Genomic DNA, 12,405 nt, shown 5'->3' with positions numbered 1-12,405 from the left:
ATGTGACGGCATAATAACAAACATCGATTCCAGCGAAAGCGCTCCTCCATGAATGTTGATCTGCACTGTCACAGCACGGCCTCCGACGGCGCCCTGTCGCCTGCGGACCTGGTCGCCCGGGCCCACGAGCACGGGGTGCAAACGCTGGCCCTGACCGACCACGATACCCTCGAAGGGCTGGCCGAGGCGCGCCTGGCCTGCCACGCGCGTGGCATGCACTGGGTCAGCGGCGTGGAGCTGTCGTGCACCTGGGGGGGCGCGACCATTCACGTGCTGGGCTACAACTTCCCGCTCGAAGCGCCGCCCTTGCTCCAGGCCATCGAGGCCTTGCACCGCGGCCGCTGGTTGCGCGCCGAGGAAATCGACAAACGGTTGGCGGCCAAGGGCATGCCGGGCGCCCTCGACGGCGCACGGGCCGTGCAGCAGGAACTGGGCGACAGCGGCAACGCCCCGGCGCGGCCGCACTTTGCCGAGTTCCTGGTGCGCGCCGGCCATGTCAAGGACCGCGCCGAGGCGTTCCGCAAGTGGCTCGGGGCCGGCAAGCTGGGCGACGTCAAGCAGCACTGGCCGACGCTCGATGAAACTGTCGCCACCCTGCGCCAGTCCAACGCCTGGGTGAGCCTTGCGCATCCCATGCATTACGATCTGACCCGCAGCAAGCGCAGGCGCCTGATTGCCGACTATATTCAGGCAGGCGGGCAGGCACTTGAAGTGGTCAACGGGATGATGCCGGCCGAGCAGGTGGGCACGATGTCCATCCTCACCCGTGAGTTCGGCCTGCTGGCAAGCGCTGGCAGCGATTTCCACGGCCCCGGCACCTGGGGCGAGATCGGTGCCTACCGGCCATTGCCCGAGGACTTGCCACCTCTGTGGCGTCGATTCAGCCATGAACAGCCTATGGCGCTATGAACAGGACGACTTTGTGAGCCAATTTTTCCAGATTCATCCGGAGAACCCACAACCGCGCCTGATCCGCCAGGCGGTGGAGATCATCCGCAAGGGCGGCGTGGTGGTCTACCCGACCGACTCGGCCTATGCCCTGGGTTGCCAGATCGGCGACAAGGCGGCGATCGAGCGCGTGCGCCGCCTGCGCGGCCTGGACAAGACCCACAACTTCACCCTGATGTGCTGCGACATGTCGCAACTGGGGCTGTACGCCAAGGTCGACACCGGCACCTTCCGCCTGCTCAAGGCCCATGTGCCCGGGCCCTACACCTTCATTCTCAACGGTACCCGCGAAGTGCCGCGCCTGCTGCTGCATGAAAAGCGCCGCACCATCGGCCTGCGCGTGCCGGACCACGGCATCACCCTGGCGCTGTTGGCCGAACTGGGCGAGCCGCTGATGAGCGTGAGCCTCATCCTGCCGGGCGACACCGAGCCGATGACCGATCCCTACGAGATCCGCGAGCGCCTGGAGCACCATGTGGACCTGGTCATCGACGGCGGCTTTGGCGACCTCAAGGCCTCGACCATCATCGACCTGTCGGGCGATGAACCTGAGCTGATCCGCGAAGGCTGCGGCGACCCCACGCCGTTCATGGTCAACGCGTGAGTCAGGTGGAAGTCGCCGAGGCGCCGGCCGAGCAGGCCGCTTCGCCCCAGCAGTTGCAACTGGCGCTGGTCTACGGCGAAGCACTCACCGAAATGCCGGTGGACCTGTACATCCCGCCGGACGCCCTGGAGGTGATCCTCGAAGCCTTCGAGGGGCCGCTGGACCTGCTGCTGTACCTGATCCGCAAGCAGAACATCGACATCCTCGACATCCCCGTGGCGGAGATCACACGCCAGTACATGGGCTATGTCGAGCTGATGAAGAGCGTGCGCCTGGAGCTGGCCGCCGAATACCTGGTGATGGCCGCGATGCTCGCCGAAATCAAGTCGCGCATGCTGTTGCCGCGCTCGGCAGAGGTCGAGGAAGAGGAGGGCGACCCGCGCGCCGAGCTGATCCGCCGCCTGCAGGAGTACGAGCGCTTCAAGGCTGCCGCCGAAGGCATCGACGAGTTGCCACGGGTGGGCCGTGAGATCGTCGTGCCGTGTCTTGAGGCCCCCCAGGCCAAGGTGCGCAAGCTGCTGCCGCAGGTCAGCCTGGAAGAGCTGCTGGTGTCCATGGCCGAAGTCATGCGCCGCAACGATCTGTTCGAGAGCCACCAGATCACCCGCGAGACGCTGTCCACCCGCGAGCGCATGAGTGATGTGCTGGAGCGCCTCAAAGGGGGGGCTTTCGTGCCGTTTGTCGAGCTGTTCGCTTCAGACGAGGGTAAGCTTGGCGTGGTGGTGACCTTCATGGCGATCCTCGAGCTGGTGAAGGAATCGCTGGTCGAACTGGTGCAGAATGCGCCCTTTGCGCCGATCCATGTGCGGCTGCGTCCCGAGTCTGTCGAAGAACCTGATGAACCTGAATGAACCCCGCGACCTGGCGTCGCTGATCGAAGCCTTCCTGCTCGCTTCGGGCAAGCCGCAGTCCCTCGAACGCCTCTACGAGCTGTTCGAGGAGGCCGAGCGCCCCGAGCCGAAGGTGTTCAAGAAGGCCCTGGAAGTGCTCGCCAAGTCCTGCGCCGGGCGGGCGTTCGAGCTCAAGGAGGTGGCCACCGGTTACCGCCTGCAGATTCGTGAAGACTTCGCGCCCTGGGTCGGACGGCTGTGGGAAGAGCGCCCGCAGCGATATTCCCGTGCGTTGCTCGAAACCATGGCGCTGATCGCCTACCGCCAGCCGATCACCCGTGGCGAGATCGAGGATGTGCGGGGTGTGGCGGTCAACAGCAACATCATCAAGACGTTGATGGAGCGCGAGTGGATCCGCGTGGTCGGCTACCGCGAGGTGCCCGGGCGCCCGGCGATGTTCGCCACCACCAAGGCATTTCTCGATCACTTCAATCTCAAGAGCCTGGACGAGCTGCCAGCGCTGGCCGAACTGCGCGAGATGGAGCCTCAACCGGTGCTTGATCCGGATGAGGCCCCGGTGCCGGCGCACATACAGGCCCTGGCCGATGCCAGCCTGGGCGAAGAAGAAGAGGTGGGTGAGCCCAAGCAAGAGACCAGCTTCCGCAGCCTGCTGGTGGAACTGGATGCCATGGAGGAGGGGCTGAAGACCGACTTCGACGACCTGCGCGAGGAAGAGCCCGAGGCCTCGGTAGAGGAAGAGGGCAAGTCGCAGCCCTGACTCTTCTGCTGCCTGCGCCGGCCTCTTCGCGGGTAAACCCGCTCCCACAGGGAAATCACAGTGCCTGGATGCGGCACGGTACCTGTGGGAGCGGGTTCACCCGCGAAGAGGCCGGTACTGCCTACTCATCACCATTAGGCAGAATTCACTCCCAAAGCCCACAAAACCCTCTACCCTGCAGTGCGTTCCCCCAGCGAACCGCGTATGATGCGCGGCCCTTTGGCGCGTTCGTCGCCAAGACCCTGATTTCATTCCTACACCGGGAGGTGCCCAGATGAGTGAGCAAGACCTGCAAAATACCGAAATTACCCCACCAGCCGGCGAAAAGCTGCAGAAAGTGCTGGCGCGCATTGGCGTCGGCTCGCGCCGTGACGTCGAAGCCTGGATCAGTCAGGGCCGCATCAAGGTCAACGGCGTCGAGGCCACCCTCGGCCTGCGTGTCGACCTGCACGACGCCATTACTGTCGATGGCAAGCTGATCAAGCGTGAAGAGGCCGCCGAGGCCACGCGCCGGGTAATCATGTACAACAAGCCCGACGGCGAGATCTGCACCCGTGACGACCCGGAAGGCCGCCCGACCGTGTTCGACCGCTTGCCGCGGCCAAAAGAAGGCCGCTGGATCAACATCGGCCGCCTCGACATCAACACCACTGGCCTGCTGCTGTTCACAACCGACGGCGAACTGGCCAACCGCCTCATGCACCCGTCCTACGAGATGGACCGCGAGTACGCCGTGCGTGTGCGTGGTGAAGTCGATGACGAAATGATCGATCGCCTCAAGGCCGGCGTGATGCTCGAAGACGGCCCGGCCAAGTTCACCGACATCCAGAAGGCACCAGGCGGCGAAGGCTTCAACCACTGGTACCACTGCGTGGTGATGGAAGGCCGTAACCGTGAAGTGCGCCGCCTGTGGGAATCCCAGGGCATGGTGGTCAGCCGCCTGAAGCGCGTGCGCTTCGGCCCGGTGTTCCTCAACTCCGACCTGCCGATGGGCCGCTGGCGTGAAATGACCCAGGGCGAAATCGACATCCTCGCCGCTGAAGTCGGCCTGCAGCCGGTTGCGCTGCCAGCCTTGAATCTCAAGGCCAAGGACAAGATGGAGCGCCTGCAGCGCAAGTCGAGCCGCCCGCTGGGGCGCAACGAGCGCGTGCGCAGCCTGCGTCCGGCCCATGAGGGTGCCGCGGCCGAGCGTCCAGCTCGCCAGTCGCGTGACGAAGCACCGCGCAAGGGCAACCGTGGCAGCGCCGTGGCCGAGCGCCCGAGCGAGATGCGCAAGCGCCCAGGCAAGCCTGACGGTGATAAGCCGGCCGGCCGTGGTCGCGGCAAGCCGCGGGGTTGATTGCCCTGTGCAGCCATCAGGAACCAGCCTTCGGGCTGGTTTTTTTATGCCTGTCACAATTCGGGCCGCCAGGCGGCCCCAACCTATTGAACAAAAAGAATTTTTCGGACGACTGGCAAGTTTTCGAACCGTGCTGTAAAGAAAACTATACATAACGGCCCGAATTCTGCCTGCAATTCGGAATTTTCCCGCTCGTGTAAACAGAACTTGCCGCTGCGTCCGCCGCGAGGCCACTGCTCCGATCCCGCCCGGTCTTGCTCAAACCCCCGTACCACGGTGATATAGCGCTCATTGCCATGTGCAAAAGCCCGTCCACAGAGCCGGGCCAACAGAACAACAAATGGAGGCGCCATGTACGCCGATCACTTCGCCTTTTCAGGCTCCTACCACAGGATCGCTGCGTTTTTTCCCAAGGAAACGATGCAACGCGTTGACGCCTGCGCGTTTGCAGGGGTATACAGTGCGCCGCGTTTTACCTGTGACCCTCTTGCGTACCGCGCACTCCTGCCCACACCTGGCTGATCCGCCCCGGCGGTATCCGTTGGCAGGAAACCCAAGGTAACCACCTTGCCCATTCCGCTGCGCCACGAGCGCGGTGGGTCCGATTCCGTCACAGATAAAAACAATGCAGGTGACTTCGTTCATGAGTGGACAAAACATGCATTCAGGCGAGCTCAAGCGGGGCCTGAAGAACCGCCACATCCAGTTGATCGCCCTCGGCGGCGCGATTGGTACCGGCCTGTTCCTCGGCTCGGCAGGCGTGATGAAATCCGCCGGCCCGTCGATGATCCTCGGTTACGCCATCTGCGGCTTCATCGCCTTCATGATCATGCGCCAACTCGGCGAGATGATTGTCGAAGAGCCGGTGGCCGGCTCGTTCAGCCACTTCGCACACACCTACTGGGGCGGCTTCGCCGGTTTCCTGTCGGGCTGGAACTGCTGGGTGCTGTACATCCTGGTGGGCATGTCGGAGCTGTCGGCGGTAGGCAAGTACGTGCATTACTGGTGGCCGGAGATCCCGACCTGGGTCACGGCAGCAGCGTTCTTCGTGCTGATCAACGCCATCAACCTGATGAACGTGAAGTTCTTCGGTGAAGCTGAATTCTGGTTTGCCATCATCAAGGTCGTGGCCATCGTCAGCATGATCGGCCTGGGTGCCTACCTGCTGACCAGCGGCAACGGCGGCCCTGACGCCTCGGTGAGCAACCTGTGGAGCCACGGCGGCTTCTTCCCGCATGGTGTCAGCGGCCTGGTGATGGCCCTGGCGTTCATCATGTTCTCGTTCGGTGGCCTGGAAATGCTCGGCTTCACCGCCGCCGAGGCCGACAAGCCAAAGATCGTGATCCCGAAAGCGATCAACCAGGTCATCTACCGCATCCTGATCTTCTATGTCGGCGCTCTGGTCGTGCTGCTGTCGCTGACCCCATGGGACAACCTAGTCGCCAGCATCGATGCGTCCGGCGGCAGCTATGGCAGCAGCCCGTTCGTCCAGGTGTTCTCGCTGCTGGGCAGCGATGTGGCGGCCAACCTGCTGAACTTCGTGGTGCTGACCGCAGCGCTGTCGGTCTACAACAGCGGCACCTACTGCAACGCCCGCATGCTGCTGGGCATGGCCGAGCAGGGTGATGCCCCGGCCTCGCTGGCCAAGGTCGACAAGCGCGGCGTGCCGGTGCGTTCGATCCTGGTGTCGGCGGGTGTGACCCTGATCGCCGTGCTGCTCAACTACCTGATGCCGCAGAATGCGCTGGAGCTGCTGATGTCGCTGGTAGTGGCAACCCTGGTGATCAACTGGGCGATGATCAGCTACTCGCACCTGAAGTTCCGCCAGCACCTTGACCGCGTTGGGCAGAAGCCGCTGTTCAAGGCGCTGTGGTACCCGTACGGCAACTACCTGGTGCTGGCCTTCGTGGTGCTGATCCTCGGCATCATGCTGATGATTCCGGGCATCCAGGTGTCGGTGTATGCGATTCCGGTGTGGCTGGCGGCGATGCTGCTGGCGTACCTGGCCAAGGGGCGTCGTCGGCCGCTGGCCAATGGCACTGCTGGTACCGTGGCCAAGTAAATCCTTGGCTGCTTGAAGAAACCCGATGTCAGGTGACTGGCATCGGGTTTTTTGTTGCCTGTTCCGGCCTCTTCGCGGGTAAACCCGCTCCCACAGGAAATCACTGGCCTCGAGAAGTGCGCTGTACCTGTGGGAGCGGGTTTACCCGCGAAGAGGCCGGAACAGGATTCAGATCTGTTCCAGCAACCAGCTGCGAAATGCCCTGAGGGAAGGCAGCGCCTCATTGCGCGGCGGATAGATCAGGTAATAACTGCGCTGACTGGCAAACGCCGCCCCAGGGCTGAATAGTTCACCCTTGGCCAACTCTTCTTCCACCAGAATCCGTGGTACCAGGCCAATGCCGATCCCGGCCCGCACCGCCTGAATCAGGTGCGAGGTCAGTTCGAAGCTCGGCCCCAGGCGCATCGCCCGGTGCGCCAGGCCATGGTGGGAAAACCACTCGCCCCAGGCGTGGGGGTTGTTGGCCACGTTCAGCAGCACCTCTTCACTGATCCGCGCCGGGCCCCAGCCTTGGGCATCGCCACACGCTTCAGGCGGCAGGATCACCACCAGCTCCTCGGCATGCAGGCGATGGCAGATCAGCCCGGGCAGGTCGTGGCTGGCCACGCCGATGGCGGCGTCGATCTCGCTGGTGTCGAAGTTGATCGCTTCGATGCGTGAATGAATGTGCACCAGCATGCCCGGGTGGGCACTGTAGAACGCATGCAGGCGCGGCAGCAGCCACTTCGAGCCGAAGGTGGGCAGGGTGGCCAGGCGCAGGGTGCCGACCCCGGACTGGTAGGCCAGCGCCTGCAAGGTGGCGCTGCGTATGCGCCCCAGCGCCTCGCTCAGCTCGCGCTGGTACAGCCGGCCGACGTCGGTCAGCTGCACCTGGCGGCCCTCGCGGCGGAACAGGGTCAGGCCCAGTTGCTGTTCCAGTGCCTGCACCTGACGGCTGACCGCGCTCTGGGTCAGCGACAGTTCGGCGGCGGCGCGGGTGTAGCTTTCATGCCGGGCCGCCGCTTCGAAAGCCAGCAGCAGCGACATGGACGGTGTCAGGTGGCGGTAATTCATTCATAAAAGTCATTGATAGCGGCAGGATTATCCGTTTGCCCCTGAAGCGAAACTACAGGAACATTGGCCTATACGTCATCCCTGCATGAAGCAATGCATGCCGGAGCGACAGGATTCCCGTGAAATAGCCATTATCAAGAGGCCATCCTTCGATGATCGCCCAGCTGTCGACCGTTGCGCCGAGCGCCAACTACCCCGAATTCCTCGAAGCCCTGCGCAACAGCGGCTTCCGTGGCCAGATCAGCGCTGACTACGGCACCCGTACGGTGCTGGCCACCGACAACTCGATCTACCAGCGCCTGCCCCAGGCGGCGGTGTTCCCGCTGGACGCCGATGACGTGGCGCGTGTCGCCACCCTGATGGGTGAGCCGCGTTTCCAGCAAGTCAAGCTGACCCCGCGCGGTGGTGGTACCGGCACCAACGGCCAGTCGCTGACCGACGGTATCGTCGTCGATTTGTCGCGGCACATGAACCAGATCCTCGAAATCAACGTCGAGGAGCGCTGGGTGCGGGTCCAGGCCGGTACCGTCAAGGATCAGCTCAATGCCGCGCTCAAGCCCCACGGCCTGTTCTTCGCCCCTGAGCTGTCGACCTCCAACCGCGCCACCGTCGGCGGCATGATCAACACCGATGCCAGCGGCCAGGGCAGCTGCACCTACGGCAAGACCCGCGACCACGTGCTGGAACTGCACAGTGTGCTGCTCGGCGGCGAGCGCCTGCACAGCCTGCCGATCGACGACGCCGCGTTGGAGCAGGCCTGCGCCGCGCCTGGCCGGGTTGGTGAGGTCTACCGCATGGCCCGGGAGATTCATGAAACCCAGGCCGAACTGATCGAGACCACTTTCCCCAGGCTCAACCGCTGTCTGACCGGCTACGACCTCGCGCACCTGCGTGACGAACAAGGCCGCTTCAACCTCAACAGTGTGCTGTGCGGTGCCGAAGGCTCGCTGGGCTATGTGGTCGAAGCCAAGCTCAATGTGCTGCCGATCCCGAAGTATGCCGTGCTGGTCAACGTGCGCTACAGCAGCTTCATGGACGCCCTGCGCGACGCCAACGCACTGATGGCGCTCAAGCCGCTGTCGATCGAGACGGTCGACTCCAAGGTGCTGATGCTGGCAATGAAGGACATTGTCTGGCACAGCGTTGCCGAGTACTTCCCGGCCGACCCCGAGCGCCCGACCCTGGGCATCAACCTGGTGGAGTTCTGCGGCGACGAGCCGGCCGAGGTCAACGCCCGGGTCCGGGCATTCATCGACCACCTGCAGCGCGATACCAGTGTCGAACGCCTGGGCCATACCCTGGCCGAGGGCGCCGAAGCGGTGACCCGCGTCTACACCATGCGCAAGCGTTCGGTGGGCCTGCTCGGCAACGTCGAAGGCGAGGTGCGCCCGCAACCGTTCGTTGAAGACACCGCCGTGCCGCCAGAGCAACTGGCCGACTACATCGCTGAATTCCGCGCGCTGCTTGACGGCTACGGCCTGGCCTATGGCATGTTCGGCCACGTCGATGCCGGCGTGCTGCACGTGCGCCCGGCGCTGGACATGAAAGACCCGGCCCAGGCTGCGCTGGTCAAGCCGATCTCCGACGCCGTGGCCGCGCTGACCAAACGCTATGGCGGTCTGCTGTGGGGCGAGCACGGCAAGGGCCTGCGCTCGGAATACGTGCCGGAGTACTTCGGCGAACTGTACCCGGCGTTGCAGCGCCTGAAGGGCGCCTTCGACCCGCACAACCAGCTCAACCCTGGCAAGATCTGCACGCCGCCGGACAGCGCCGAAGGCCTGACCAAGGTCGACGGCGTGACCCTGCGTGGCGACCTCGACCGCACCATCGATGAACGCGTGTGGCAGGACTTCCCCAGCGCCGTGCACTGCAACGGCAACGGCGCCTGCTACAACTACGACCCCAACGATGCCATGTGCCCGTCGTGGAAGGCTACCCGCGAACGTCAGCATTCGCCCAAGGGCCGTGCCTCGCTGATGCGCGAATGGCTGCGCCTGCAGGGCGAGGCCAACATCGACGTGCTGGCGGCGGCGCGCAACAAGGTGTCGTGGCTCAAGGGGCTGCCGGCCCGGCTGCGCAACAACCGCGCCCGCGACCAGGGCCAGGAAGACTTCTCCCATGAGGTGTATGACGCCATGGCCGGCTGCCTGGCCTGCAAGTCGTGCGCCGGGCAGTGCCCGATCAAGGTCAACGTGCCGGACTTCCGTTCGCGCTTCCTCGAGCTGTACCACGGCCGCTACCAGCGCCCGCTGCGTGACTACCTGATTGGCTCGCTGGAGTTCACCATTCCGTACCTTGCCCATGCGCCTGGCCTGTACAACGCGGTGATGGGCTCGAAGTGGGTCAGCAAGCTGCTGGCGGACAAGGTCGGCATGGTCGACAGCCCGCTGATCAGCCGTTTCAACTTCCAGTCGACCCTGACCCGCTGCCGCGTCGGCGTGGCCAGCGTGCCGGCGCTGCGCGAGCTGACCCCGGCCCAGCGCGAGCGCAGCATCGTGCTGGTACAGGATGCCTTCACCCGCTACTTCGAAACGCCGTTGCTGGCCGCGTTCATCGAACTGGCCCATCGCCTGGGGCACCGGGTGTTCCTCGCGCCTTACAGCGCCAACGGCAAGCCGCTGCATGTGCAGGGCTTCCTGGGTGCCTTCGCCAAGGCGGCGATCCGCAACGCGACCCAGCTCAAGGCCCTGGCTGACTGCGGCGTGCCGCTGGTGGGGCTGGACCCGGCGATGACCCTGGTCTACCGCCAGGAGTACCAGAAGGTGCCGGGCCTCGGAGAATGCCCGCAAGTGCAGCTGCCACAGGAATGGCTGATGAACGTGCTGCCGGAGCAGGCGCCTGCTGCGCCGGGCAACTTCCGCCTGATGGCGCACTGCACCGAGAAGACCAACGTGCCGGCCAGCACCAAGCAGTGGGAACAGGTGTTTGCCCGCCTTGGGCTGAAGCTGGTGACCGAGGCGACCGGCTGCTGCGGCATGTCCGGTACCTACGGGCACGAAGCGCGTAATCAGGAGACTTCGCGGACCATCTTCGAACAGTCGTGGGCGACCAAACTGGACAAGGAAGGCGAGGCGCTGGCGACCGGTTACTCGTGCCGCAGCCAGGTCAAGCGCATGACCGAGCGGCAGATGCGCCACCCGCTGGAAGTGGTGTTGCAGTACGCCAAGCGCTGACCTTCAGGGCCCCGGGGGGGGGCTGCTTCGCAGCCCACTCGCGACTAAAGCCGCTCCCACAGGAATATCACCGCCCTCAGGCCTGGTGAAATCCCTGTAGGAGCGGCTTTAGCCGCGAGAGGCCCTCAAGGGCGCCACAGCTATCAGTTTTCCAGGCGCCGGCGGGCCTGCTTGTAAAGATACAGGCTCAGCACCAGCCCACAGCACGCCGCCGCTGCCGCAAACAGAAACATCGAAGCAAACCCGAACCCCGACGCCACCGCCCCCACCAGCGGCCCGGTAATGCCCAGCGACAGATCGATGAACAGCGAATACGCTCCCACCGCCGCCCCGCGGTTGGCCGCCGACACCTGGTTCACTGCCTCCACGCCCAGCGCCGGGAACACCAGCGAGAAGCCGAACCCGCTCAGCGCCGCCCCCGCCAATGCCAGCTCGGCATTCGGTGCCAGCCACAGCATCAGCAGCCCCAGCGTTTCCACGGACAGGCAAACGATTGCCACCCGGAACCCACCTATCCGGTTGATCAGGTTGCCAAACAGCAACCGCGCGCAGATGAAACTGGCGCCGAACAGGCTCAGGGTCAGCGCCGCATTGGCCCAGCCGCGGCTGGCGTAATACAGGGTGATGAAGGTGGCGATGGTGCCGAAGCCGATCGAGCCCAGGGCCAGCCCCGAACCATGCGGGAACACCTTGCCCAGCACCTGCATGAACGGCAGGCGCTTGCCGCTGACCACCGGTGCAGCGCGTTTTGGCCAGGCCAGCAGCAGGCCCAGCGCGCACAGCAGGAGGATGCTCGTCCCCATGCTCCACAGCCCCAGGTTTTTGACCATCAGCACGCCCAGTGGCGCACCGATGGCCAGCGCGCCATAACTGGCGATGCCGTTCCAGGAAATGACCTTGGCGGTGTGCTCGGCACCGACCCGGCCGATGCCCCAGCCGATCGAGCCGGAACCCACCAGGCTTTCCGCGCTGCCCAGCACCAGGCGGCCGACCAGCAGGCAGCCGAGGCTGACCCAAGGCAGGTGGGTGAGGAAGGCACAGGCCAGCATGAACACACCGCTCAGGCCGCAGCCTGCCAGGCCATACATGACCGCCTTCTTGCTGCCATGGTTGTCGATGATACGGCTGGCGGTAGGGCGGCTGAGCAGGGTGGCGAGGTACTGCACGCTGATCACCAGGCCCGCGATCACGGCGCTGAAGCCGAGGTCGTTGTGCACATAGCCGGGCAGTACGGCGAGGGGGATGCCGATGTTCAGGTAGCCGATGAAGGTGAACAGGACGATGGAAACGACTTGCAGGGTGACCGCAAGAGGGCGCGGTGAGTCAGGCATGGGGGTCTTCGTGGCAGAGGTTCGTGACGGTGTGAAAACGTGATGACGGGGGTAGCCCGCAGGTCAGCCGTTTTCACACAGTCGGAGGGTTGCGCGGTTTATTCCTGGTCAGCGCTGGATTGGTCGTCACCATCCTGATCGACGGCAGGCGCCGGTTCAGCGTGGACGGTAACGGATGGCTCTTCGGGGTTCAGGCTTGGGAAGGGAAGATTCGGGATTTCATGCATCTCGTCGTTCCTCGCAAGTGTGAGTGAAAAGTCTGCGCCAGGCGCGTTTGGAGCTTCGTG

General features: G+C 64.4%; 9 protein-coding genes. 7 read left to right on the top strand and 2 right to left on the bottom strand.

Annotated elements, in window-relative coordinates:
• Positions 1-48: 48 nt before the first annotated feature.
• The 6 genes from L6D64_RS01705 to L6D64_RS01680 all read left to right on the top strand — a co-directional run bounded on the left by L6D64_RS01705 (position 49) and on the right by L6D64_RS01680 (position 6,561).
• Positions 49-909, top strand: coding sequence for a PHP domain-containing protein (locus L6D64_RS01705; RefSeq protein ID WP_176507935.1), 861 nt, complete (start codon positions 49-51; stop codon positions 907-909).
• Between the two features lie 13 nt (positions 910-922).
• Entirely contained in the window at positions 923-1,552 is a 630-nt protein-coding gene (locus L6D64_RS01700) for an L-threonylcarbamoyladenylate synthase (protein ID WP_176507936.1), read from the top strand.
• Positions 1,553-1,677: 125 nt separating this feature from the next.
• Positions 1,678-2,403: a segregation and condensation protein A gene (locus L6D64_RS01695; RefSeq protein WP_176507949.1), complete on the top strand. Its 726-nt coding sequence runs from the start codon at positions 1,678-1,680 to the stop codon at positions 2,401-2,403.
• Positions 2,390-3,160 carry an SMC-Scp complex subunit ScpB gene (scpB, locus tag L6D64_RS01690; RefSeq protein WP_176507937.1) on the top strand — a complete coding sequence of 257 codons (771 nt, stop codon included), beginning with the start codon at positions 2,390-2,392 and terminating at the stop codon, positions 3,158-3,160. The genes L6D64_RS01695 and scpB overlap by 14 nt, the downstream gene beginning before the upstream one ends.
• Before the next feature lie 274 nt (positions 3,161-3,434).
• Positions 3,435-4,499 (top strand): 23S rRNA pseudouridine(2605) synthase RluB, encoded by a 1,065-nt coding sequence (gene rluB / locus L6D64_RS01685; protein ID WP_176507938.1) that lies wholly within the window; start codon positions 3,435-3,437, stop codon positions 4,497-4,499.
• Between the two features lie 643 nt (positions 4,500-5,142).
• Complete coding sequence (locus tag L6D64_RS01680) at positions 5,143-6,561, top strand: amino acid permease (RefSeq protein ID WP_176507939.1); 1,419 nt, start codon at positions 5,143-5,145, stop codon at positions 6,559-6,561.
• 168 nt (positions 6,562-6,729) lie between these two features.
• Here the strand turns inward: L6D64_RS01680 and L6D64_RS01675 are convergent, their stop codons facing one another.
• Positions 6,730-7,614: a LysR substrate-binding domain-containing protein gene (locus tag L6D64_RS01675; RefSeq protein WP_236192298.1), complete on the bottom strand. Its 885-nt coding sequence runs from the start codon at positions 7,612-7,614 to the stop codon at positions 6,730-6,732.
• 152 nt (positions 7,615-7,766) lie between these two features.
• Between L6D64_RS01675 and ydiJ the strand changes: the two genes are divergently transcribed.
• On the top strand, positions 7,767-10,787 hold the full coding sequence (ydiJ, locus tag L6D64_RS01670; protein WP_176509057.1) for a D-2-hydroxyglutarate dehydrogenase YdiJ: 3,021 nt from the start codon (positions 7,767-7,769) through the stop codon (positions 10,785-10,787).
• Positions 10,788-10,930: 143 nt separating this feature from the next.
• Here ydiJ and L6D64_RS01665 read toward each other — a convergent pair whose 3' ends face one another.
• Positions 10,931-12,118, bottom strand: a complete 1,188-nt coding sequence (locus L6D64_RS01665; RefSeq protein ID WP_176509056.1) for an MFS transporter — start codon at positions 12,116-12,118, stop codon at positions 10,931-10,933.
• Between the last annotated feature and the right edge of the window lie 287 nt (positions 12,119-12,405).

Source organism: Pseudomonas urethralis, from assembly GCF_021602465.1.
Taxonomy (GTDB): domain Bacteria; phylum Pseudomonadota; class Gammaproteobacteria; order Pseudomonadales; family Pseudomonadaceae; genus Aquipseudomonas; species Aquipseudomonas vlassakiae.
The sequence above is the reverse complement of the archived record's forward strand: the minus strand, read 5'-3'. Positions and strand labels throughout refer to the sequence as shown.